Origin of the sequence: Clostridium puniceum (assembly GCF_002006345.1) — a bacterium.
GTDB lineage: Bacteria > Bacillota > Clostridia > Clostridiales > Clostridiaceae > Clostridium > Clostridium puniceum.
The window spans coordinates 1-25,264 of the sequence record NZ_LZZM01000221.1 but is presented as its reverse complement, the minus strand read 5'-3'; the positions used below and the strand labels follow the sequence as shown (position 1 = coordinate 25,264).

The 25,264-nt window shown below is 30.8% G+C and carries 24 protein-coding genes and 3 pseudogenes; 19 read left to right on the top strand and 8 right to left on the bottom strand.

Going from position 1 to position 25,264, the window contains the following annotated elements; all coding sequences use genetic code 11:
* Positions 1–93 precede the first annotated feature (93 nt).
* The 4 genes from tatC to hypE are packed head-to-tail and all read left to right on the top strand — an operon-like array spanning position 94 to position 3,183.
* On the top strand, positions 94–903 hold the full coding sequence (gene tatC, locus CLPUN_RS23255) for a twin-arginine translocase subunit TatC (protein WP_242954240.1): 810 nt from the start codon (positions 94–96) through the stop codon (positions 901–903).
* The gene (locus CLPUN_RS23250) at positions 857–1,081 is read left to right on the top strand and encodes a HypC/HybG/HupF family hydrogenase formation chaperone (RefSeq protein ID WP_077849591.1); all 225 of its coding nucleotides are present in this window, start codon (positions 857–859) and stop codon (positions 1,079–1,081) included. The genes tatC and CLPUN_RS23250 overlap by 47 nt, the downstream gene beginning before the upstream one ends.
* Positions 1,068–2,159 carry a hydrogenase formation protein HypD gene (gene hypD, locus CLPUN_RS23245; protein WP_077849590.1) on the top strand — a complete coding sequence of 364 codons (1,092 nt, stop codon included), beginning with the start codon at positions 1,068–1,070 and terminating at the stop codon, positions 2,157–2,159. Before CLPUN_RS23250 ends, hypD begins: the two co-directional genes overlap by 14 nt.
* Before the next feature lie 16 nt (positions 2,160–2,175).
* A complete protein-coding gene (hypE, locus tag CLPUN_RS23240; RefSeq protein WP_077849589.1) occupies positions 2,176–3,183 on the top strand; it encodes a hydrogenase expression/formation protein HypE in 1,008 nt (335 codons plus the stop codon).
* 290 nt (positions 3,184–3,473) lie between these two features.
* On the opposite strand, the gene adc is transcribed toward hypE, so the two are convergent.
* The 4 genes from adc to CLPUN_RS23220 form a co-directional block, all read right to left on the bottom strand.
* Entirely contained in the window at positions 3,474–4,220 is a 747-nt protein-coding gene (gene adc / locus CLPUN_RS23235; RefSeq protein WP_077849588.1) for an acetoacetate decarboxylase, read from the bottom strand.
* A gap of 74 nt (positions 4,221–4,294) precedes the next feature.
* Complete coding sequence (gene ctfB, locus CLPUN_RS23230; protein WP_077849587.1) at positions 4,295–4,960, bottom strand: butyrate--acetoacetate CoA-transferase subunit B; 666 nt, start codon at positions 4,958–4,960, stop codon at positions 4,295–4,297.
* The gene (gene ctfA / locus CLPUN_RS23225) at positions 4,961–5,614 is read right to left on the bottom strand and encodes a butyrate--acetoacetate CoA-transferase subunit A (RefSeq protein WP_077849586.1); all 654 of its coding nucleotides are present in this window, start codon (positions 5,612–5,614) and stop codon (positions 4,961–4,963) included.
* 96 nt (positions 5,615–5,710) lie between these two features.
* Entirely contained in the window at positions 5,711–7,141 is a 1,431-nt protein-coding gene (locus CLPUN_RS23220) for an aldehyde dehydrogenase family protein (protein WP_077849585.1), read from the bottom strand.
* A gap of 589 nt (positions 7,142–7,730) precedes the next feature.
* On the opposite strand from CLPUN_RS23220, the gene CLPUN_RS23215 reads away from it, so the two are divergent.
* The 12 genes and pseudogenes from CLPUN_RS23215 to CLPUN_RS23160 form a co-directional block, all read left to right on the top strand.
* Positions 7,731–8,294 carry an HDIG domain-containing metalloprotein gene (locus CLPUN_RS23215; RefSeq protein ID WP_077849584.1) on the top strand — a complete coding sequence of 188 codons (564 nt, stop codon included), beginning with the start codon at positions 7,731–7,733 and terminating at the stop codon, positions 8,292–8,294.
* A gap of 125 nt (positions 8,295–8,419) precedes the next feature.
* Complete coding sequence (locus CLPUN_RS23210; RefSeq protein WP_077849583.1) at positions 8,420–10,123, top strand: sigma 54-interacting transcriptional regulator; 1,704 nt, start codon at positions 8,420–8,422, stop codon at positions 10,121–10,123.
* A gap of 301 nt (positions 10,124–10,424) precedes the next feature.
* The gene (locus tag CLPUN_RS23205) at positions 10,425–11,969 is read left to right on the top strand and encodes an acyl CoA:acetate/3-ketoacid CoA transferase (RefSeq protein ID WP_077849582.1); all 1,545 of its coding nucleotides are present in this window, start codon (positions 10,425–10,427) and stop codon (positions 11,967–11,969) included.
* 76 nt (positions 11,970–12,045) lie between these two features.
* Entirely contained in the window at positions 12,046–13,440 is a 1,395-nt protein-coding gene (locus CLPUN_RS23200) for a GntP family permease (protein WP_077849581.1), read from the top strand.
* A gap of 64 nt (positions 13,441–13,504) precedes the next feature.
* Positions 13,505–13,921, top strand: coding sequence for a MaoC family dehydratase (locus CLPUN_RS23195; RefSeq protein ID WP_077849580.1), 417 nt, complete (start codon positions 13,505–13,507; stop codon positions 13,919–13,921).
* A gap of 731 nt (positions 13,922–14,652) precedes the next feature.
* On the top strand, positions 14,653–14,874 hold the full coding sequence (locus CLPUN_RS23190; protein ID WP_077849579.1) for a hypothetical protein: 222 nt from the start codon (positions 14,653–14,655) through the stop codon (positions 14,872–14,874).
* 229 nt (positions 14,875–15,103) lie between these two features.
* Positions 15,104–15,424: a PadR family transcriptional regulator gene (locus CLPUN_RS23185; protein WP_143329119.1), complete on the top strand. Its 321-nt coding sequence runs from the start codon at positions 15,104–15,106 to the stop codon at positions 15,422–15,424.
* Between the two features lie 15 nt (positions 15,425–15,439).
* Positions 15,440–16,162 carry a DUF2812 domain-containing protein gene (locus tag CLPUN_RS23180; protein WP_077849578.1) on the top strand — a complete coding sequence of 241 codons (723 nt, stop codon included), beginning with the start codon at positions 15,440–15,442 and terminating at the stop codon, positions 16,160–16,162.
* 350 nt (positions 16,163–16,512) lie between these two features.
* A pseudogene (locus tag CLPUN_RS23175) lies at positions 16,513–17,811 on the top strand (IS30 family transposase).
* Positions 17,812–18,222: 411 nt separating this feature from the next.
* The gene (locus CLPUN_RS23170) at positions 18,223–18,732 is read left to right on the top strand and encodes a DUF2975 domain-containing protein (protein WP_077849577.1); all 510 of its coding nucleotides are present in this window, start codon (positions 18,223–18,225) and stop codon (positions 18,730–18,732) included.
* Positions 18,733–18,742: 10 nt separating this feature from the next.
* Positions 18,743–18,964: a helix-turn-helix domain-containing protein gene (locus CLPUN_RS23165; protein ID WP_077849576.1), complete on the top strand. Its 222-nt coding sequence runs from the start codon at positions 18,743–18,745 to the stop codon at positions 18,962–18,964.
* A 180-nt stretch (positions 18,965–19,144) separates the two neighbouring features.
* Positions 19,145–19,333 (top strand): annotated as a pseudogene (locus CLPUN_RS23160) (B12-binding domain-containing radical SAM protein); the annotation flags it as partial.
* Between the two features lie 219 nt (positions 19,334–19,552).
* On the opposite strand, the gene CLPUN_RS23155 reads toward CLPUN_RS23160, so the two are convergent.
* Complete coding sequence (locus tag CLPUN_RS23155) at positions 19,553–20,257, bottom strand: ABC transporter substrate-binding protein (RefSeq protein ID WP_341426507.1); 705 nt, start codon at positions 20,255–20,257, stop codon at positions 19,553–19,555.
* Between the two features lie 434 nt (positions 20,258–20,691).
* On the opposite strand from CLPUN_RS23155, the gene CLPUN_RS23150 reads away from it, so the two are divergent.
* Positions 20,692–21,768, top strand: coding sequence for a glycosyltransferase (locus CLPUN_RS23150; protein ID WP_242954239.1), 1,077 nt, complete (start codon positions 20,692–20,694; stop codon positions 21,766–21,768).
* 223 nt (positions 21,769–21,991) lie between these two features.
* Here the strand turns inward: CLPUN_RS23150 and CLPUN_RS23145 are convergent.
* Both CLPUN_RS23145 and CLPUN_RS23140 read right to left on the bottom strand, forming a co-directional pair.
* Positions 21,992–22,548 (bottom strand): annotated as a pseudogene (locus CLPUN_RS23145) (hypothetical protein).
* An 88-nt stretch (positions 22,549–22,636) separates the two neighbouring features.
* A complete protein-coding gene (locus tag CLPUN_RS23140; protein ID WP_077849574.1) occupies positions 22,637–22,963 on the bottom strand; it encodes a winged helix-turn-helix transcriptional regulator in 327 nt (108 codons plus the stop codon).
* 114 nt (positions 22,964–23,077) lie between these two features.
* On the opposite strand from CLPUN_RS23140, the gene CLPUN_RS23135 reads away from it, so the two are divergent.
* Together CLPUN_RS23135 and CLPUN_RS23130 are read left to right on the top strand one after the other, a co-directional pair.
* Positions 23,078–24,079: an NADH:flavin oxidoreductase gene (locus CLPUN_RS23135; RefSeq protein WP_077849573.1), complete on the top strand. Its 1,002-nt coding sequence runs from the start codon at positions 23,078–23,080 to the stop codon at positions 24,077–24,079.
* A 592-nt stretch (positions 24,080–24,671) separates the two neighbouring features.
* Entirely contained in the window at positions 24,672–24,875 is a 204-nt protein-coding gene (locus CLPUN_RS23130; protein WP_242954238.1) for a hypothetical protein, read from the top strand.
* Here CLPUN_RS23130 and CLPUN_RS23125 read toward each other — a convergent pair.
* A partial coding sequence (locus CLPUN_RS23125) for an IS5 family transposase (RefSeq protein ID WP_143328968.1) occupies positions 24,859–25,264 on the bottom strand: 406 nt, incomplete at its 5' end. The genes CLPUN_RS23130 and CLPUN_RS23125 overlap by 17 nt on opposite strands.

The window sequence follows — 25,264 nt, the reverse complement described above, 5'->3', positions numbered from 1 at the left end:
TCCTCAGTTGAAATAGTCTAGCTATAGGTGAAAAAACTAATCCACAGCGTCTTATGTTAAGTATAGTAAAATTATTAAGAAAGGAAAAGTATAATGAATTTTTACTACATGTTCATTATACAAGGTGAAGGTATGGCAACGGATGAAATGTCTGTAGTGGATCATTTACATGAATTAAGAAAAAGAATAATAATATGTCTTATTGGTATTTTTTCTGTTACGTTTATTATTTATGATAAGGTTAGTTATTTAATTTATATACTTATGAAACCTATAGAGAAGTTTAATTTAAGTTTAGTATATTTTAAACCAACAGACGGTTTCGTTACAAGAATTGAAATATCCTTGATAGCTGCGCTAGTTATAACTAGCCCTATTACAATATATGAAGTATTAGCATTCATAGTAGTGGGGTTAACAAAGAAAGAAAAAAAATTTTTATATAAGAATCTACTTATTCTTTTAAGTCTATTCATATTTGGTACAGTTTTTGGATATATAAAGATCTTACCATATTCACTTAGCTTTTTAATTTCTTATGGAGAAAGTTATTTAAAACCAGTGCTAAATGTCAGTACATATTTTAGTTTTATAGGTGTTTTTTGCCTTTATACAGGAATCATGTTTTTAATCCCATATATATTAATTATATTAGGAAAATTTTCTCTCATAAGTTCTAAGATTTTAAGAAAAAAGCAAATTCCAGTCATAATAGGAGTATTAATGGTAGAGGGATTTTTATTACCATCAGTAGATTTTTTTACATTTATTGTGGTAGCAGCGCCTATTTTATTAATGTATGAATTAAGTATATGGATAATATTTTTTAAGGAAATAAGAAAAAGGAGGAGAGAAAATGTGTCTGGCAGTTCCTGGAAAGGTTTTAAGTTTAGATGGAGATAAAGGTATTGTAGAGATTGGAAATATGAAAAGAGAAGTATTCATGCATCTTTTAGCAGATGTATCTGTAAATGAATATGTTCTTGTACATGCTGGTTGTGCAATAGAAAAGGTGGATGAAGAAGAAGCGAAAATAACCATCGATATTTTTAAGGAGCTTATTGAAAATGAAGTTTGTTGATGAATTTAGAAATAATGAATATTCCCAAAAACTCGTAGAAAAGCTAAATGATATTTCAAAAGAAAAGATAAATATTATGGAAGTTTGTGGTACTCATACTATGAGTATATTCAGATATGGAATTAGGGATGTAATTCCTCCGAATGTAAATCTTATATCTGGACCTGGCTGTCCTATTTGTGTAACGCCTCAAAGCTATATAGATACTGCACTGACACTTACTGAAGAAGATAATGTAATTATTACAACCTTTGGAGATATGATGAAAGTTCCTGGAAAAAAAAGTTCATTAAGTAAGAAGAAGTCAGAAGGGGCAGATATAAGAATAGTATATTCACCAATGGACTGTCTTGAAATGGCGGTGAAAAATCCTTCAAAAAAGGTAGTGTTTTTGTCAGTAGGATTTGAAACCACTGCGCCTATGACTGCAGTTACAGCTATGGAGGCTAAAAAAAGAAATATAACTAATTTATTCTTTTTTACTGCTCACAAAATTGTTCCACCAGTTATGAAAGCCTTAGTTAAAGATAAAGATTTAAAAATACATGGTTTTCTGTTGCCAGGGCATGTTTGTGCAATTATTGGTACAAAACCGTTTGAATTTTTAAGTAAAGATTATAATATATCTGGAGTGGTTACAGGGTTTGAACCTTTAGATATACTTCAAGGCTTAATTAGATTAGTAAGTTTAATAAATAAAAAGGATTATAAAATAGAGAATGAATATAAAAGAATAGTTAAAGATGCTGGAAATTCTAAGGCTGAAAAGTATTTAAATGAAGCTTTTAATATTGTGGATAGTAGTTGGAGAGGTATTGGTACAATATATAAAAGTGGTTTGGAATTTAATAATGAATATGAAGCTTTTGATGCACTTAAGCATTTCAAAATTAATTATGAGGAATACGATGGCAGTTCTGGTTGCAAATGTGGAGAGATACTTAAGGGAAAAATTAAACCAATCGATTGCCAACTTTTCAAAAAACTATGCACACCTGAAAATCCAGTTGGTTCTTGCATGGTTTCATCAGAAGGTACTTGTGCAGCATATTATAGATATCATAAAGACATTACATAACAGGAGGACTTTTAAAATGAGTGACACTATAACTTTAAGTCACGGAAGTGGCGGTATACAAACAAATAAATTAATTAATGAATTGTTTTTTAAATATTTTAATAACCCCATTTTAGATATGATGAATGATTCAGCTCAAATAGATATAGATTTTAAGAAACTTGCTTTTACTACAGATTCTTTTGTAGTAAATCCAATATTTTTTTGTGGAGGCAATATTGGTAAATTAGCAGTTTGTGGTACTGTAAATGACTTAGCAGTAAGTGGAGCAAAACCACTATACCTAACAAGTGCTTTTATTATTGAAGAGGGGTTTTCTATTAAAAATTTAGAAGAAATAGTGAAGTCAATGGCAGAAGAAGCTAATAAAGCAGGTGTAAAAATCGTTGCTGGAGACACAAAAGTTGTGGAAAAAGGCAATGTAGATGGAATTTTCATTAACACTTCTGGAATTGGTAGCATCTATAAAAATGTTAATATCAATTGTGCCAATGCAAAAGTTGGAGATATAGTAATAATAAATGGTACTTTAGGAGATCATGGAATGACAATAATGTGCGAAAGAAATAAACTTGGTTTTGAAGGAAATTTAAAAAGTGATTGTGCTTGTTTGAATTCCTTAGTAGATGTAATGTTTGAAGCATATGAAGGAATTCATGTTATTCGTGATGCTACAAGAGGTGGAGTAGCATCAGTGCTTAATGAAATCAGTGAATTTAGCAATGTAACAATAGCTCTTGAAGAAAATAGTTTACCATTGAAAGAAGAAGTAAAAGGTGCAAGTGAGATGCTTGGATTAGATCCGTTATATATTGCCAATGAAGGCAAAATTTGTGTTTTTGTTGAAGAAGATTATGCTGAAAAGGTACTTAATTCAATGAAAAAACATCCACTGGGTTCTAAAGCCGCAATTATTGGAAAAGTAACTAAAGAAGTGGGAAAAAAAGTTTATTTAAACACAATAGTAGGTGGAAAGAGACTAGTTGATATGCCATCTGGAATTCAACTACCACGAATATGTTAAAAAGGTAAAGAAACATATTTTTAATTTTAATATAATTTAGTTTAATATAAAAAATTTGATTTATCTTTAATAAGAGAGTTATAGATACACGTTTAAAAAGTATAATATGTGGTATGGAAATTAATGAAAGAAAAAAGTGAAGTTTAAATAGATTAAAATAATCCTCATAGCTATAAAAATTGATTTATGGTTGTGAGGATTTTTGCTTTTAAAATATTAATTTACTAATTATGTTTCCTTGATTTAAATTTACAAGAAAATATATGGAATAGATTAAAAATTTATTAAGTCTAGTTATTTGCAAGATAATCATACACAACATGAGCAGGGGCAAGAGTTAAATCTGTAAGAATATGTGATGCAGATATAACCTCTAAAACTGGTAAATCAGCTAAAGGAGCTAATGCATGGCTAAATAATTGTAGACGTGCAGGACCAGTCCACGATCCATGTATGGTAATATCCTTATGCTGTGTACATATAATTTCACAAATTCTTGGGTTTCCGTCATATCCTGGCACAATTTTTAGCATGAAGTTAGGGCGAGAAATTTGATCATAGGCTTCCTTGCTATCTAACTCTTCATGTTTATAACCCATTGTAGCAGTGGCAACTGATAATGAGCCATAGTTTAGTGTACCAACTAATGTATCTGAATCAACAAATAGCTTTGGAGTACCAAGTTTCTTAGGGTAAGCACTAAGTTCTCTACCAACAGCAATAGCAGGATGATTGTCTAGGTACATCATATGTAGATAATCACCTTTAACTCCATTATACTTTACTGGAATAACCTGTCCACATTCAGTGTAAGATCCTAATCCAGTCGTATCTGGCATAGCCATCATTTCAAATCTAACTAGCGGCTCTTCGCCATCTAATTCTAATGGTTCTGGTATAATTTTTCTAAGTGCTTCCAAGTCGGTACGATATATTACGTTCAAGTACTCTCTATTATGGAACTTGTATAGACCTTTAGGAAATGCTGGAGCAGTAAGGGGGGTTGTAATTTGTTTACATATTTCACTTTCTAACATAAAATCTTCACTCTCTTTTCTTATTTTATAAATTATTATTATCAATATATTTTTATATTTAGAAATGTAAATTGTTATACATCCATAATCTTTATATTGTCTGGAATAATTAAATGTGCTTCTGTTACAGATTTAATTTCATCGAGGGTTGTGTCCTTGTGAATTTCTTTTAAGACTAGTCCTTTCGCTGTTACGTCAATTACACAAAGTTCTGTAACGATTAAATTTACTTGAGCTTTTGCAGTAAGTGGAAGAGTGCACTTTTTAAGAATTTTAGGTTTTCCTTTTCCAGTATGCTGCATTGCTATAATTACTACCTTTGCACCTATTACTAAATCCATGGCGCCACCCATTCCAGGTACCATTTTACCTGGAACAATCCAATTGGCTAAATTTCCTTCTTCATCTACCTCTAAAGCACCAAGTACAGTAACATCAACGTGTCCACCTCTAATTAGTGCAAAAGACATAGAACTATCAAAGAAGGAACCCTCTGGCATTACTGTTACACACTGTCCACCTGCATTAATTAAATCTGAATCTTCTTCGCCTGATTCTGCTTTTGGCCCCATACCAACAATACCATTTTCTGATTGAAAAGTAATCTGCATTTCCTTTGGTACATAGCTTGCTACTAAAGTTGGAAGCCCTATACCTAGATTCACAAGTTGTCCATCTTTTAATTCTTTTGCAACTCTTCTAGCAATAATTTCTTTTGCTAACTTACTATCTGTAATCAATTAAACGGCCTCCTTTACAATATAATTTACAAGGATACCAGGAGTCATTATATCTTCTTTTCTTAATTGTTCACACTTCACTAAGTCTTCAGCTTCCATTATCACGGTCTTTGCGGCCATTGCAATATAGGGATTAAAATTTTTTGTAGTTGCTTTATAGCAGGTATTTCCAAATTCATCTACGGTACTGCCTTTTACAAGTGAAACATCCGCTTTTAAAGGAAGTTCTAATAAATAATCTTTATTACTAATTGTAATTTTTCTTTTGCCATTTTCTACAATGGTTCCAAGTCCAGTTGGTGTTAATATACCGCCTAGACCAGATCCGGCTGCACGGATTCTTTCAATTAATGTTCCTTGTGGAGAAAGTTCTACTTCCATTTCACCAGTATTCATTCTTCTTCCAGTCTCAGGATTGGTTCCAATGTGTGAAGCTATGACCTTTTTAACTTGACCATTTACAACCAATTTGCCTATACCTTTATCAGGAAAACCTGTATCATTTGCAATGATGGTTAAATTTTTTACATTTAAATCAACCAGCATATCAATTATAGTGTCAGGAGTTCCGCAATCTAAAAATCCACCAATCATAATTGTCATTCCATCTCTAAAAATAGATTTTAGGTATTCAAGTTTAACTATTTTATTCATATTAATATCTCCTTTCTAAATAGTGTGAAATTTTTTACAGGGAATTTAAGCAGGTACTTAATGAAGGCAAGTAAATGTATTACTTAGACTAAAAAGTTAACCCACTAGGACACATCTCCTTTGTCTTGTAAAATTTCTTGCAGAGGTTATACCCTCACCAGTAGGTCCAGCAATAGTAAAGGTTGTAAATCCTTCTGAACCATAACCTACTCCTGCAAATGATTTGGCATTCTTTACAAAAATAGTTGTATCTATTTCTTTTTCGAATCTATTTAAGTTGTCAATATTTCTTGAATAGATGTATGCACTGTGCTTTTTGTTTTGCTCTGCTATTTTTGCACATTCTATAGCTTCATCAATATCTTTTACTCTTACAATTGGAAGTATTGGCATCATAAGCTCTGTCATTACAAAAGGATGATTTGCATCTACTTCACATATTATACATTTGACACTAGCAGGTGATTCTACATCTATTTGATCTAAAAATAATTTTGCATCTTTTCCTACCCATTTCTTATTTATGGCATACTCTGTGTTTTTATTAAAATTATAACTTTCATCATCTTGCTTTAGTAATACTAAATCTAGTAGTTTTGATACTTGATCTTTGTTTAGAAGTACAGAATTATTTTGAAGCATATTATTTATTAAATCATTTGCTACATTTTCAAAAACAAACAATTCTTTTTCCGCAATACAAGGTAAATTGTTATCAAAAGAACAGCCTTCTATAATGCTTTTTGCAGCGTGTTCTATATCAGCAGTATCATCTACGATAACAGGTGGGTTTCCAGCACCAGCGCCTATAGCTTTTTTTCCTGAATTCAAGAGTGTTTTTATTAATCCAGGGCCTCCAGTCCCACATAAAAGCTTTATATATGGGTGTTTGATAATTACATCTAAGGATTCCATAGTTGGATTTTCAACAGTAGTTGCTAAATTCTCCGGACCACCAGCTGAGATGATAGCCCTATTTATCATATCTACAGCAAAAGCAACACACTTTTTTGCACCTGGATGTCCATTGAATACAACAGAATTTCCAGCAGCTATCATACCTATACTATTGCATATAACAGTTTCAGTTGGATTTGTGGAAGGTGTTATTGCACCTATGACACCATAAGGAGACATTTCTACTACTGTAAGTCCTTGATCTCCAGACCAAGCTGTAGTAGTTAGATCTTCTGTACCAGGAGTATATTTAGCTGCTAACTCATGTTTTAATATTTTATCTTCATATCGTCCCATTTTTGTTTCTTCTAAAATCATTTTTGCCAGTATTTCTTTATTTTCCAATGCAGCCTCTCTTATACTGTTTACAAGTCGCTCTCTATCGTCTTTTGTGTAAGAAAGAGTTAGAACCTTTTGCGCATACATTGCTTTTGAAATGGCAACTTCAATTTCTTGGAATACTCCTAAATATGAACCATCATTGTTAGTCAGCTTAATTTTGATACCTTCAACATTTGTTACTACATTTAAATTTTCTGTTTGTGGTGATACTAATACATCTTTACTCATAGTGTTCCTCCTTAATGATAAAATAAATCAACATTAAAAACTTCATTCGATTCATTATAAAAATGTTATAGCGAAAAAAATGTTTTAATGTTGTATAAATAGAATATATCACTAATTTTAATAAAATCAACCTACAAATACAATAAATGTAATCAAAGTAAATTAAAACGTTGTCAAATTATGCGTAGGTGAGATATTTTTCATATAAGTTATAAATAGAAATTATATGATGATTTTTCTAAGAATTTAGAATTCTTAGGAAATTTAATTAGATTTTGAATACTACATATTATATTTGTGATTCTAAAGAGATTTTAACTGATATTGACAAGGTATATTGATTTGTTTTTATATGATTCTGATTTGCATATAATAAATTAAATTATTTTCTAAAATACACATTATAGCGTTTGAAAAAAAATGAAAATAATACTAAAATGAAAATAAGTTTAAATATATACATTCTAATAAATAAACTACATACATTTGGCTAATGCTCAACTAATGTACAGGAGAGTTTAATGTAGTAAATCAATTAGAACTTATATATATTAAAAGTGAGAAGAATTTAAGGAGGCAATAATCAATTATGGAAGAAAAAATAGAAAGACAAAAGGCTTGGGATTTACTTTGCAAATATAATAAAAATGATGCACTTAAAAAGCATGGGTTAGCAGTTGAAGGAGCAATGCGACACTTTGCAAAATTATATAATGAAGATGAAGATATATGGGGAGTTATAGGACTTCTTCATGATATCGATTATGAAATGTACCCAGAAGAGCACTGTATAAAATCACAAGAAATAATGAAAAGCGAAAACTTGCCAGAAAGTTATATAAGAGCAGTAGCATCACATGGATATAATATTGTTGTAGATATAAAACCAGAAAGCAATGCAGAAAAGGTATTATATACAATAGATGAACTTACAGGACTTATAAGTGCAGCAGCACTAATGAGACCATCTAAAAGCATTATGGATTTAGAAGTAAGTTCAGTAAAAAAGAAATTTAAATCAAAAGGCTTTGCAGCAGGGGTAGATAGAGAGGTAATTTTAAATGGCTGTACGATGATTGATATGGAATTAGATAGTGTTATTGAAAATACTATTTTGGGAATGAGGGATGTGGCTGAGGAGATTGGATTATAGTTTATATCTATAATAAATATTATATATCCAATGAAGTTTAGAATAACGAAGGGTAAACTATATCAATGATATTTTTAGTAAACTATTTGAAAGCATAAAACTTAAGAGGAAGAGGGTACTACTACATGGGTAATGAAGCGTTATTTTCAAGTTATTTTAATGAATTCAAAATAATATTAGATAATGTATTCAATGAAATAATTGCAGTTGATCGTAATAATAAAATATTTTTTGTTAATAAAGCGGCAAGTATTCTTTTTGGAATAGATAGTAAAAATAGTTTGGGTAAGGATGTTAATGAATTAATATGTAATTCTGAATTATATTGCTTTTTATCCACTAAAAAAGAGGAACTTAAAAAGCCTATAATAATTAATAATTTAAATTTAGCATTAAGTATTATACCTTTGCATGAGGATAAAAGTGTGTTAGGATCAATGTTAATTTTCAGCAATGTAACAAACTATAGTGAGTTGCTTCATAAGCTTGATGAAGAGAGAAACAGCAGCGAAATATTAAACACTGTAATTGAAACTGCTTATGATGGAATGGTTATAATTGATAAGCAAGGAATAATTACCATGATGAGCAAGGCGTATACGGAATTTTTGGGAATAGCCAGAGAGGATGCTATTGGCAAGCATGTAACTGAAGTCATCGAGAATACTAGAATGCCAATAGTACTTGAAACAGGTAGAGAAGAAGTAGCAGAGCTTCATAAGATTAAGGGAAGCTATATGATAGCATCAAGAATACCAATAATTAAAAATGGTGAAATTATTGGGGTAGTAGGAAAGGTGCTATTTAGGAATGTAAGAGAATTAAACAGTCTTTACAAAAGAATAAGTGTTATAGAAAAGGAATTGGCGACTTACAAATCAAAGCTTAGAGAATTCAACACAGCTAACTATTCCCTTGAAAATATTATAGGTGAAAGTGATCCGATTGTTTGGGCTAAAGTTATAGTTGAAAAGGCTGCTCATACTAGCTCTAATGTACTTATTCTAGGGGAAAGTGGTACGGGGAAGGAAATTTTTGCTCATGCTATACATTCTGAAAGTAACCGTCATGAAGGACCTTTTGTTAAAGTTAATTGTGCAGCGATTCCAAGCGATTTACTCGAATCAGAATTGTTTGGTTATGAAGCAGGAGCTTTTACAGGTGCAAAAAAAGAGGGGAAGATGGGAAAATTTGAAATCGCCAATGAAGGTACAATATTTTTAGATGAAATTGGAGATATGCCTCTTCATATGCAGGTAAAACTCTTAAGAGTTATTCAAGAAAGGGAAGTTGAAAAGGTTGGTGGTTTGGCCAGCAAAAAAATTAATATAAGAATAATTGCTGCAACTAACAGGAACCTTGAAAAATTAGTCTCAGAAGGTAAGTTCCGTGAAGATTTGTATTACAGGCTTAACGTTGTAACAATTGAAATCCCTCCTTTAAGAGAAAGAGGGAATGATATAATACTTATTTCTAATCATCTAATAAAAAAGCTTTCATTTGATTTAGATAAAAAAGTTATAGGCATATCAAAAGAGGCTGAACACTATCTTAAAACCTATGAATGGAAAGGTAACGTAAGAGAATTAGAAAATATCTTAGAAAGGGCAATTAATATTATGGAAGATCGTGAAATTATTAATGTCCAAGATTTGCCAAAAGAAATCACTGGCAAAAAACCTTCATTAGTTCCTAAGAAGCTTCAAGATGTTCTTGCTGAAAGTGAAAAAAATGCTATTATTCTCGCTCTTAGAGCCACAGATGGAAATAAAACAAAAGCAGCAAAAATTCTTGATATAGGACGTACTAGTTTATATGAGAAAATATAAAATACAAGTGTAGTTGTTCGTAAAAACGAACAGCTACTTTTTTTATGCAATATAATTGTACTGAAATACGTACAATGTGTAAATGTTTACTTGAAAAGATGTACGAAAAAGCGTACAAAAAAATTTATGGCTAAGACTTTTTCTCTAAGTTAGGAAAGAGAAAAGCGCAATTTCTCGTTTATTTTATATCTGAAGTTTTGGCATGGGTCTTGCGTATATAAATAAGTGTAAACGAACTTATAAATAAATATTACACTCTTGCTTTGCGGAGTATATAGAAGTATGAAAAGGAGGCGTAATGATGAACAAGATAATGTCAGTGGAACAAGCAATAGGGCTAATAAAAAGCGGATATACTGTGGCAGTTGGAGGATTCATAGGTGCTGGACATCCGGAGGGGATTTCTAAGAAGCTTAAAGAAATTTATCTAGAACAGGGCACCCCTAACAACTTAACTCTTGTTTATGCAGCTGGGCAAGGAGATGGAAAAGAAAAAGGTTTAAATCATTTAGGGCAAGAAGGTCTTATTTCAAAGGTAATAGGTGGACATTGGGGATTAGCACCTAAGGTTCAAAAACTTGCAATCGAAAATAAGATAAAAGCTTATAATCTTCCACAAGGAGTAATTTCTAGTCTTTATAGAGATATTGCAGCTGGAAAACCAGGAACAATTACTCATGTTGGTTTGAAAACTTTTGTAGACCCAAGAGTTGAAGGTGGAAAATTAAATGAGCGTACAACTGAAGATATTGTAAAAGTAATTGAAATTGACGATAAGGAGTACCTTTACTACAAAGCTTTTCCTATAAATATAGCCATACTAAGAGCTACTTATGCAGACGAAGAGGGAAATGCAAGTCTTCAAAAGGAGGCAGCAACTCTTGATAGTCTTGCAATGGCTCAAGCAACGAAAAACTCAGGTGGAAAGGTTATACTTCAGGTTGAAAAGATAGTATCTAAGGGATCGTTAGACCCAAAGCTAGTAAAAATTCCTGGAATACTTGTAGATGCAATAGTTGTAGCGAGTGCAGAAGACCATATGCAGACATTCTCTGAAGCATTTAATCCAGCTTATTGTGGAGAAATAAAAATGCCTGTAAATTCTATCAAATGTCTGCCAATGGATGAAAGAAAAATAATAGCAAGACGTTGCGCAATGGAGCTTATACCAAATGCAGTTAGTAATCTTGGAATAGGTATGCCAGAGGGAATTTCAATGGTAGCAAATGAAGAAGGTATAGGAGATACTATGAGATTAACTATTGAGTCTGGTCCTATTGGAGGTATTCCAGCAGGTGGTTTGAGTTTTGGAGCTGCTATAAATCCAGATAGTATTATAGATCAATCATCTCAATTTGATTTTTACGATGGTGGAGGATTAGACATAGCATTTTTAGGATTAGCTCAATGTGATGAAAAAGGTAATATAAATGTAAGTAAGTTTGGACCTAAAATAGCAGGTTGTGGAGGCTTTATAAATATTACTCAAAATTCAAAGAAGGTTGTATTCTGCGGAACCTTTACAGCAGGAGGACTTAAAATTAACGTTACTGATGGTAAATTAATAATTCAAAATGAGGGGAAATCAAAGAAATTTATTGAAAATGTTGAACAAATTACATTTAGTGGAGATTACGCTAATAATGTTAATCAACAAGTTCTTTATATAACTGAAAGGGCAGTTTTCAAATTAAAAAAAGATGGAGTAACTTTGGAAGAAATAGCACCTGGAGTAGATTTACAAAAGGATATTCTTAATCAAATGAATTTCAAACCAATAATTTCAAGTGACTTGAAGATAATGGATGAAAGAATTTTTAAAGACAAGCTTATGAGACTAAAGTAAAGAACAAATATAAATAAAATAAGACATGGATAAAATAGTTCGAAAGAAAAATAATAAAATAACGGAGGTTTTATATATGGCAGTTATAGGGATTTTATTAAGTTTAGCACTTTTAATGTTTATGGCTTATAGAGGTTTCTCAGTTATTGTTTTCGCACCTATATTTGCAATAGCAGCAGCTATATTTTCTGGAATGGCAATTATGCCGACTTATACAGAAATCTTTCTACCTAACTTGGGTAACTATGTAAAAGTTTACTTCCCATTCTTCTTGTTAGGCGCTGTATTTGGTAAAGTTATGGAACAATCTGGTGCAGCAAAATCTATTGCAAAATTTATAGTAGAAAAGTTAGGAAAAAAACGTGCTATGCTATCTGTAATCTTGTCAGCAGCTATACTAACTTATGGTGGAGTAAGTCTTTTCGTTGTAGCTTTTGCGGTATATCCATTTGCAGCTTCTATATTTAAGGAAGCAGATATACCAAAGAGACTTGTTCCAGCGACTATAGCGGTTGGTGCTTTTACATTTACTATGGATGCACTTCCAGGAACACCTCAAATTCAAAACTCTATACCAATGAAATTTTTTAATACAGATCTTTATGCTGCTCCTGTATTTGGAACATTAGGTGCTATTATCGTTTTAGTTTGTGGTGTATCTTATCTAGAGTGGCGTAAACGTAAAGCTCAAGCAAATGGAGAAGGCTATGGAGAAAATCATACACAAGAACCTGTGCTTGTTGAAGATGGAAGTTTACCAAATCCATTTCTATCAGCATTACCACTAGTATCTGTACTTGGAATAACTTTAATTCTGCAAAAATTAGTATTCCCTAAATGGGATATAGTTTCTTGGGTAACTAAAGCGCCTTACAACATTCCGGAAACAAGTGTTGTAGGTTCAATGAATAACTGGGCACTTATGATTGCACTTGTATTTGGTATTATTCTTGCAGTTTCTATTAACCCAAAACGTATGAAAGGTAACTTAGCTACAGCAATTAATGCTGGTGCAATTGGATCGCTTTTAGCTGTTATGAATACAGCATCAGAAGTAGGTTTTGGTAATGTTATAAAAACTTTACCGGGATTTCAATCTATAGCTCATGCTTTAACAAATATTAATCCAAATGGAAGTCCATTACTTTCAGAGGCAGTGACGGTAAATACTCTTGCTGGAGTGACAGGTTCTGCTTCAGGTGGAATGAGTATAGCACTTGATACATTTGGAAAACAATATTTAACTTGGGCAAATAGTGCTGGTATAGATCCACAATTGCTTCACCGTGTTGCTGCTATGGCATCAGGCGGAATGGATACATTACCTCACAATGGTGCAGTTATTACCTTACTTGGAATTGCAGGCTTGACTCATAAACAATCATATAAAGATATTTTTGCAATTACTTGCATTAAAACAGGAACTGTATTTGTATTAATTGCATTACAAAGCATATTGCATTTTGTTTAATATACAGTATAAGGGATGGATAAAATCTATTGGCTTCGATAAAGTATAAAAGGAGGAATTACTAGTGAAGGGCTTGACTATAAAGGAATTAAATATTGGTGATACAGCATCTTTTCAAAAGACAATTACAGAAACAGATGTGTACTTATATGCAGGTATAACAGGAGATTTGAATCCAGCTCATATAAATCAAGTTGAAGCAGAAACAACAATGTTTAAAGGTAGAATTGCTCACGGTATGTTAACGGCTGGTTTAGTATCTGCAGTATTAGGTATGCAGCTACCAGGACCAGGTTCCATTTACCTTGGACAAGAACTCAAATTTTTGGCACCAGTAAGAATGGGAGACACAATTAAAGCAGAAGTAGAAGTGATTGAGAAGATTGAAGAAAAAAATAGAATAAAACTAAATACTATATGTACAAATCAAAATGGTGTTGAAGTACTCAAAGGCATCGCAACAATAATGCCGCCAAAATAGAAGACAAGCTTAAAAAAACAGTGTGAATTTCTTTTTTGAGATTCACACTGTTTTTTGTGAGGATTATTATAATTTTTATAATAATATTTTTTTCTATTTGCTTATAATTCAGAGAAGATTATAAATTTGAAAATAAATTCACAGCTAAAAACTATATCATCTATTTGAAAATGTTTAATAATTCCTTGAACTAAACTGTTTACATGACTTGTTGAAAGGTATTATAATATATTTTCCTATACAGATATAAATCGTATTAAATCTTCATGCAATTGAGTATGCTAATGAACTTAAAATAATGCTTTATTGTCGTGCTTCCCTTAAATATGGAATTCACGATAATTTATTATTACCGTGAGCTATTTATAAAGAAAATTCTAAATTGTTATTATTTCACTGAAAATAGCATTAGACGAATTATTAGAAAATATGGAATGTAATAAATAAAGCTGGTAAAATTAACAGTATCATCTGCTAAAATTATGAATGTACCAAAACAAGCATTTATAGTTTTAATTAAAGAAAATATTGGTGTAGACGGACAACTAATATCTGAAAGATAAAATATTGAAATATGAGTTTTAGAAAAAAATTATGAATAATTTAATAGAATGTATATAATTGTTTCATAGAAAAAACAACATCTTTAGTTGAAGTAGGGTAGTGGATAAATTATAATAATAACGATAATAATATTTTTATAATTTAAAATTAAGCATAGGAGCGATAGAATGAATAAATTTGATAGAGCTATTAATAGAAAAACTAGTGAATTAATTTCAAAAAATTTACTTGGTCAAGAAGTTTATGAAGAAGATTATAAGAAATTTAAGACCATTGCAAGAGCAATGATTAGAGAAGAATTAAGAAAAGCTAAACCTAATAAAAAAACAAATTCTTTGTATCATAAAACTTGGAAAGCAGCGAGTAAATATGGCGATTTTCAGAAATAACAAGAAGTAATTCATTGTCATTAACATTTAAATCCTCGATAATACAGTTGGTATTTTCGAGGATTTTTTATACTAAAAATCAACTATTAAGTCTAAAAAGTCTAAAATAATTATCACTTGCTACTGAGAGGGTAAGAGTATTATAATTTGACATATATATCATTTATTGATATATTATATTTAATGATATATCGATAAATGATATATATAAAATAGGAAGGAGAATTTTATGCCAAGAAAAGATTCTATTGATATTGGAGAACTAACAGATTCTGCTTTTTATATTTTATCTAGTGTTATTGAGGAAAAGCACGGATATCTAGTTATGAAAGATATTGAGAAGTTTACTAATAATGAAGTGACTGTCGGTCCTGCATCACTTTATACAACACTGAAAAAACTTTTAGCAGCAGATTTAGTGGAGTTAAATTCTGATATAGATGAAAATAAAAAAGTATATAAAATAACCGATAAAGGACTGGAGATGCTAATAAAAGAGATCAAGCGTAAAAAGCAGATGATTAAATTTGCAGAAAAATTTTTGAAGTAGAAAAGGGTGATATTCATGAAAAGTAAATATGTAATGATTAGTGGTCTTGCTTTTAGTGAAGAAAGTGATATGAAAAGATTAAAAAATTATGCAAGTCAAGGCTGGATACTAGAAGATATAATAGGAGGTTTTTTCTATAAATTAAAAAAAGATAAGCCTCAAGATATAGTATATAATCTCGACTATCAAACGGATGTAAATGAAGAATATTTAACTATATTTAAAGAAGCAGGATGGAAACTTGTTGTTTCTGTAGAAAACCAAATGCACATTTTTTCAGCAGAAGCTGGTATTAAACCTATTTATAGTGATTGTGAATCAGAAATAGATAAATATACAAGAATGAGAAATCGAACAAGAAAGGGAACAATTTATTCTTTAATAGTAGCTATAGCACTAATATGTTTATTAGTTGCTTCAGTAAATTTTTTAAGGTCTACGTTTTTGATTATCTTTGGATTATTAATAATTGATATTTGTGTGTTTATTTTTAATTATATGCCGTATTTAGCATATAATTCTAGAATTAAGAAAATACAAAAAGATTATAGATGTAAAAGTGAAATAATAAATGGTAAAGTATTGGGGAAAATATATGTATTTTCAGGTGTTATATTTTTGGTTTTAGGGATATTAGATTTAATTCAGAAAAAATATATTGCAGTATTTTTTATGATTTTAGGTCTCTCCAATATTGTTATAAGTTTAAATCACTATAAGAAATATAAAAAGGCATAAATAAATTTTATATAAATTAAATAATATAAAGATGAAATAATAACTAAGGAAGAGTTAAAAGAATATGAGAGAAGAAGAAGGAGTATCAATAAAGGTAGCCTTCTTCTTTTGTTTCAAGAAGAATGTTTATGATAATAACTTTATCAAAGACTTTATCAAAGAGAACTTCAATTATAAATCGAACTGCAACCCTTCCGATTTCTGAGTAAGTTATAAAATTCTTAAATAAAATACATATGCAAAGAGGGTGCATCTTTGCTTACAAAAAGATTGGCATATGTCAATCTTTTTGTTTTGCTAACATTCAAAATCATATATCCTATAAGAGTTGGCGGCAGAATGGAGGATATATGTCTAAATTTTTTTCCTATGAAGAAAGACTTGAACTGCAAAAATTTTTAAAAGAAAGTCTTTCTTTTAAAGAGATTAGTCGCAGATTGAATAAAAATCCAACCACCATCTCTAGAGAGGTACGCACGTACAGTTCAGAGATTGCAACAGGTTATCCGGGTTATCCGTATAATGCCTGCAAAAACCGTTTCAGCTGTAGGCATAAAGGTGTATGCGGTAATAACTGCACCAGAAAAACAAACATCTACTGTAGGCTTTGTCAAACCTGTAATGATAACTGTTCTGATTTCGTTTTGGAAATCTGTACTGCTCGCTTCAGGATTCCATATGTCTGCAACGGTTGTGAAACACTCGGGAAATGTTCCTTGCTAGAAAATATATACGACGGAGAGCACGCCCATATAAAAGCTCATGAAGCAATTTCGCAAGCACGAAGTGGATTGTGTGTCTCGGAACAGGAAATAGCCAGACTTAATAAAATAATTTCTCCACTAGTTCAAAAAGGTCAATCTGTTCATCAGATATACGTTACTCACGAAGATGAACTTATGTGTAGTGAGAAAACCATTTACAACTACATAGATGCCTGTCTTTTCGACGTGCGAAATATCGATCTTCTGAGAAAAGTTAAGTTTCGTGAACGTTATAAAAAACCTGAATTTAAAGTAGATAAAGGCTGTCGCATTGGACGTAACTATAATGACTTTCAAGCATTTCTTGTTAAAAATCCAGATACTGCTATTGTACAGATGGATTCTGTAATCGGAAGTAAGGGTGGTAAATGCCTTTTAACGATTCACTTTGTAAATACCAGTTTGATGTTAGCGTTCATTAAAGATGCGAATACTTCAAAATCAGTAACTGATATTTATGAAATGCTTTATGAAACACTTGGTAAAGAGCTTTTTAAAAACATTTTCCCAGTAATTCTTACAGACAACGGAAGCGAGTTTTCGAATCCGAAGGCAATTGAATATAGTACAAATAAATTCATAGAACATCGTACTAATGTATTTTACTGTGATGCTGGAAGTCCCTATCAAAAGGGAGCCATCGAGGTAAATCACGAGCTGATTCGGCGAATTCTTCCTAAGGGAAGCACCTTTAATCATCTAATACAAGAAGATATAAGGCTTACGATGAACCACATTAATTCGTATAAAAGAAAAAAACTGAACAACCGTAGCCCATACGAAACGTTCAGTTTTTACCACGGAGAAGAAATTTTATAAAAGTTAGGATGTGCACCGGTAGCTGCCAGTGACATTATGTTAAAACCACTTCTTCTCAAAAAATAAAAATTTAAAACAGTGCCGCCAGCTAATCCATACGATTATAAAACAGGGGTGGATTCTCCGATTACAAAAAAATCGAGAGGGAATTGACCTCTAGTTAGCATGCCTATTTTTTTAATAATACAGAAGAAAAAACGAAAAATCAAGTTGCATTTGAATTACAAATGTGGCTTTTAGTTTTCAAAACTGGCTTTTCGGATACAAAAGTTGTATTTCATTTACAAATATTTAGTTATCAGTTACAAATATTGCACTTCAATTTACAAACTGGCATCTTGGTTTACTATTGAGTCTTTATCAAAGAGAATAATATTGATTGTAAGAAAAAAATATTATATTTTAATATAAATTTATTGAAAAACAATAAATGATTTGCTATTATATTATTGACAATAAATAGGTGAGGTGCTTTTTATGAAACGAGAAACAACACTCTTTTTTAAGAAACTAGGAACAACACTATTTTTAAAGATTGCTGTTATTCTTATTGGAATTCCAGTTCTTGCTTTGTGCATATTTGGGGTGCCTGAGATAGCGAATTTTGCAGCAGAATTGTATCCAGATATTACTTATATAAAATATTTCGTTTTAATCGATTTGTATGCAACGGCGATACCTTTTTACTTTGCTCTGTATCAAGCTTTTAAACTTTTAAGCTATATTGACAAGAACAAAGCTTTCTCCGAATTATCTGTAAGAGCTTTAAAGAATATAAAATACTGTGCAAGCACATACAGTATTATTTATGTGGTAGGAATGCCACTATTCTATCTAATGGCGGAGATGGACGACGCCCCAGGTATCATATTAATCGGATTGGTACTTATTTTTGTATCAATTGTGGTTGCAGTCTTTGCTGCTGTTCTTCAAAAGCTTTTAAAAGAAGCCATAGACATAAAATCAGAAAATGATTTAATAGTATGAGGTGAATAATATGGCTATTATAATTAATATGGATGTAATGCTGGCTAAAAGGAAAATGAGCGTAACAGAACTTACAGAAAAGGTTGGAATAACAATGGCGAATCTTTCTATACTCAAAAATGGAAAGGCAAAAGCTATTAGGTTTTCAACTTTAGAGGCGATATGTAAAGCATTGAATTGTCAGCCTGGCGATATTTTAGAATACAGAAGTGACATAAATACTAAAGAATAGAACAAGCGTAATTGGTTTTCATACTGCAAAAAGTATGATTATTGATTTATAGAGGTTTAAAAGTAGTTTTCAATGTATAAGAATAATACAGTTACTTTTGACTGGAGTAGTGACATTTTTAGTTTATCTTCCTATTTTAGAGAGAGGTAACATAGGAAGATTAAATTAATTCAACCTGCAATGTTGCCAAGACCTATGGATACAAAATTAAAAACAAGAATGTATCCTTCATTAGTTTTATTAACAATAGCAAACCTTACACCAAAAGAACATGAGGTTAATATTGAGAATGAAAATGTTGAGAAGGTAGATTTTAATGAACCTGTAGATTTGGTAGCTATAACTGTTACTTTTCGGATTAGACGAAGATGATGCATCTATATTTAAGAGTACATTATAATAGATAGTTAAAAATAAAATAGAAACGGTAACTTTACATATAACTTCAGTAATTATTGTATCTGTAACTCTTTTTATTGATTGATTATTCTTATTGTATATAATGTCAGTTAATAAAAGTTCTTCAAATCTTCTTATAGGCAATGAAACAATGGGCATATTGTAGCATAGATATAATATTATTTAAAGTTAGCTTTCTTTGATTGAAACAAAATAATCTATATTTAGTCCATATTTTTGAAGTATGTTAAAAATTGTTTTATCTTGCTTCATTTCATTAATTTGCTGATTAATTGCATTTGCCAAAGAAACATCGTTTTTTCTAACTGCACCAGCAATATTTCCTAATGCTTTGGGTTCATATGGGGATAATATTTTTAAATAAAGGTTATTATCATGTGATATTAAGTATGTAGCAACAATAGAATCGAGTATACCAGCATCCACTTTGCCAGTAGTTATTGCTAACAGTAATTCAGGTTGGTTTTCGAAAATTATTATATCTTTTACTAACCCTTCTGTCTTCAACTTTTCTGCTAAGTCTAAAAACTCTGTTCCTTTTTGTGCTCCAACTATTGCGTTTTTTAAATCTTCTTGAAAAACAATTTTTGAAATCTTTGGAACAATAACAGCTTCTGATTCTTTGTACCATATATTTGTGAATAGTGCTTCCTTTTTACGTTCATCAGTAATATACATTCCATCGGCTACAATATCAATAGAATCATCATTATTTAATTGTTGTAATAAATTTGGAAATGGAACTACGACCATTTTAACATTATTAATCTTCAGCCGTTTTGCAACTTCAGTTATAATTTCGCCATCTATTCCTGTAAGCTCTTTTGAATTAGGATCTATATAAGCAAAAGGAATATCGTTAGATGAAGCAATTGTTAATACTCCTTTTTCTTTAATTCGTTACAATCTATCTTTTGGTATTATAGTTGATGTTTGTTTATATACTGGGATATTACAAATTATTGTATTAATAGAAGTTATGGTAACAATGAAAATTATAATTATAATCAAAATTTTATGTATTTTCATAAAAACCACCTTTCAATTGTATTATTTACAATTAATAAAAAGAATATGTGGGATGCTTTAATATATATAGTAATCAATAAAAATGATCTTTGAAAATTGAATAGTACTGCATTTACTAAAAGTGGTATAATATGTATATGATGAGTTTAGTAAAATATATTTAAAGGAGTGAATAGCATGAGGGTTTTAATCACACCCATGTCAGCAATGGTTGAGACAAAGGACCTTTTTCAAGAACAGTATTATTAGCAAATGAATTTATTAAGAGAGGTCATGAAGTGGCATTATGTGCAGCGGAAGACTCTAATTATCATAATATAGAAAATGTAAAAAATTATTATGCTCCTATTCCTTTCTTATTAGGAATTCCTGAATTTACCAACAAGAATGTATTTAAAACATCACAATTAACTGGAATACAACAAAGAAAAACGATGAATAGTTTTGAAGAAGTTTTACATTTTATGGGGATAATTAATGAAGAACTTTTTGCAAATGATATATATTGCATCAGAAAAGCAATACAAGAATTTAAGCCAGATGTGATTTATTCAGAATTTAGAATAGCAGCTGTTGTTGCTGCTAAGTTAGAAAATATAAAAGTCGCTACGGGGTATAGTTTCCCAGTTCAAAAAAGTTTTGCTTGTAATCCTGAGTATAGCAAAGGAGTAAATAAATACTTAGAAGAGAATAATTTGAATAAAGTAGAGTCTGTTTTAGATATTTTTGATTGGGCTGATTTGAAGATTGTTCCAAGTTCTTACGAGATAGAACCAATAGATGGGAAAAATATAGTTTTTGTTGGACCTCTTTCTTTCCCCAATACCATATCAATTAAGAAAGAAAAAAATAAAATAGTAGCATATATGGGAAATGGTACAATATCTCCGATGAAGTTAATAGAAGAATTAACTAAGGCTTTTGAAAATTCTAAATATCAAGTTTATATTGCTACAGAACAAGTAGAGCCTTATAAGAAAAATAATATAAATGTTAATAAAAGATTTGATTTTAATGAGTTAATGCCAGAAGCAACAGTATATATAAACCATGGTGGTCAAAATAGTATTATGACAGGACTGATATATGGAGTTCCGCAAATTATATGTCCAGGTAATGTATTTGAGAGAAAGTATAATGCATCTTCGATAGTCAAGTTAAAGACAGGAAAGATGTTAGAAGTAAATGATTTTGATTACAAAATAATAAAAGGGATAGTTGATGAGTTTAATGAAAACTTAGAATATGTAAATAATTCTAAGAAAGCAGGAGATGTGCTGTTAAATCTTGGAGGAGCTACGAAAGCAGTTCAAGCCATCGAGGATTTAATTGAAAACAGCCTATTGAAAAATTAAGTTTAGTGTAATCTTACTAATAAATAATATTCTTATAGTATGCTCAAGAAAAAATGAATAGTAGATTGAAATATCACATTATTTAGTTCAAAATAAATAGGTAGTATTTTTGAAGGAGAATACTGAGAGTTACAATTCAAAAATTTATAGAAAATATAAATATAGTCCGACTCAAAAAATAGACAGACTATATGGTAAGACGTAGAAACTATATTGTAAAATATTATTTTTCTATTTTATTTTTAATTCTCTCTATTTCAGCTATTAATTGATTTATCCGTAACTCTAGTGCCTCTATTTTAGAAACATTATTTTTATTAGATGATTTTATATTATAATCAGAATTTGAGTTTTTTCTTTACTTTTGCTTGAATTATTATTCTGATTAGTATTTATAGGAGTTGTGTTGTAAAATGAATTGGTTACATTATAATATCTAGGATCAAAATATCTTCCAGATCCGCCTTGGAAATATTGTTGTTGAGCATTAAATGCCAAAATTACTTGACCAACTAGTTGCAACCAGTTTCCTAGTGCATTTTGAACATTAAAAGGAATATTTCCACCTACTATATTTCCAAGTATTTCTCCTATTACAATAAATAACTCAGGATATAAACATTAAAATCCATTGGGCATATCTCCACATCCCATATTACAACAATTATTTGTTGCATTATTGTTACTTGTCTCACTTGTATTATCACTACCATTATGGCAATTAGTATATTCACAAGTTCTCGTTAAATCTTGAAAACTATTCCACCCCTCAAATTCCATAGTTTTCTTTTAATATAAAAGTGCTTTAATTTATTGTATTATTTTCTTTTTATAACTGTTACTTTTTCTAATGAATAATTTATGATTATTAAAATTCTTCATCAATATGTTTCTTGCCCCAATGACAAATTTCATGTAAGACAGGCATTAAAGATTTACCTTTTTCAGATAAACTGTACTCAACTTTTGGAGGAATTTGTGGATATTCATTGCGGATAATAAGGCGGTCTTGCTCTAATTCCTTTAGTTGATTACTGAGCATTTTATGTGTAACACCATCTAGTGACCTTTTTAATTCGTTATAACGTAATACATCCCTACGCCAAAGCCAAAATAAAATGTGCATTTTCCACTTGCCATCAATTAATGACATTGTATAAGAAAAAGGTCTGCTGTCAACTTCTTTACATTCCATAGTTTAACTCTCCTTTTAGATAGTATCTCACTAAAAAGTGCATACTGTTCTTTTTTTTATATTAATTTTATAATACAAGAAGTGAAAACACAATATAAAGGAGAGGTGATAAAAATGTCATATTTAATTAAATCTTTAGATAACTGTAAATTAGCCTTAAATAATAGATTGGTATTTCCACCTATGGCCACTTCTAAATCAGAAGGTAATGGTGAGGTAAGTAATGGAATATTAGATTATTATGATGAAAAATCTCAAGGAGGTTATGTATCATTATTTATTATAGAACATAGTTTTATTACACTACAGGGTAGAGCTAGTAAAGGACAGCTGTCTGTAGCAGATGATAGCAATGTTGAAGGTTTGAAAAAACTAGCTGAAATTATTCACAAAAATGGTTCAAAAGCAATAATGCAAATTAACCATGCAGGAAGTGCAACTAATAGAGATATTACAGAGGGATATGAGAACGTAGGCCCTTCACCTATAGTTAATCCACTTAAAAGCACTGGAGTTCCAAAAGAACTTAGTAAAGAAGAAATAAAAGAAATAATTAAAAATTTTAAAGATGCAGCAAAACGTTCAAAGGATGCTGGTTTTGATGGGGTAGAGATTCATTCTGCTCATGGATATCTTTTAAATCAATTTTATTCACCACTTACAAATAAGAGAACTGATGAATATGGCAGCGATGTATTAGGAAGAATCAAAATTCATTTAGAAGTTATAGAAGCTGTAAAGGAAGCAGTAGGTACAGACTTTCCAATTCTTCTTAGACTAGGAGCTTGCGATTATATGGAAAACGGAACTACAATAGAAGATAGTAAAATAGCAGCTTTAGAATTTCAAAAAGCAGGAATAGATATACTAGATATATCAGGTGGATTATGTGGTTATACTGCTCCAGGCCGTGCTGGTAAGCAAGGATATTTTTCTGAAATTACAGAGTCTATTAAAAAAGCCATCTCAATTCCAGTTATATTAACTGGTGGAATAACTGAAGCTGAGGCTGCTGAAGAATTAATTTCTTTAGGCAAAGCTGACCTTGTGGGAGTAGGAAGAGCTATGCTTAAAGATTCATTGTGGGCTAAAAACGCTATTGAAAGTCTTAAATAAACTTTAAAGTAAACCTTAAGTTAGTAATTTTAATTGTATATGTATAAAAAACATAATGAAAACACTAAATATAGAAAGTTGAAATAATATATGAAAGAATTAGTTATTTAAAAAGTCTATATGTAAAAATAAGAAGTGAAGTTTTTTTAGAGAAACTTCACTTTTCGTTGTGTGCCCAGCATGGGCACGTACTAATCGGTGAAAGTCCGTAATGGGGGCTGATAGTGCCAACCATTAGCTTAAGACAAGGGTGTCCATCGCCAGGTGGAATCTGAAGGAAGTCGGCGGCAAAGCCTTGGTTTGAGGTACACGAATCACATTTGAGGCTCAATTCTGTGGGTAAACTTGCAAAACAAAGTAAAGCCCAATAACTATCCGAAACAGAAAGAGTAAATGTGGCAGATGGATGAGGTGAAAGTACGTGGTCTTACCTGGGGAGGTCTGATAGATAGGTACTAAATGAATTGAATTTCAAAGTACAACTTATATAGTGATATATAACTGAATTTATCAGAAGTCAGTAGAAGTCATAGTAACTCCGCTAAACGCGATAGCGGACGAAGGACTGAACATTATTAGGAGGTTTACAACTTTGGATAAATCAAAGAAATTACAAAGAAAGCAGAAAACTCAATATAGAGATCAAGTGATGGAAGTAGAAGTGGAACTTCAAGGTAAATCAAAGGTGCCGAGTAATTCTATGGTTTTACCAAATAGGGAAAGCATAAACGATGAAGCATTTGATACTAGGGCGTGTCTGAAAACAATATTGCCTTATGCTATTTTGATAAAATAAAAATGGACGCAACATAAACAAAAGCAAGAAATGAAGACGCAAGCTTGTCATAGCGAGTTGAAACTCTGCGAAAATGCTTGATTTTATTAAAGAAGCATTCTACTAAATGGCGTTCTTTATATACCCACCAGTCACAATGCCATGGATTCTGAGCATTTGTTTTAGGTGGAATTGTATAGGAAGCTTCTTGTGAAGCAATATATTTCTTAATTTCCTTTGTACCATATGCTTTATCACCTAAAATATTACTGCCTTTTATATAAATATTTGAAAGAACATCCACAGCAAGTGTGCTATCATGTAAATTACCAGAAGATAATTGAAAATAAACTGGATTGCCAAGACCATCAACAACTGTGTGGATTTTTGTTGTATGTCCGCCACGACTT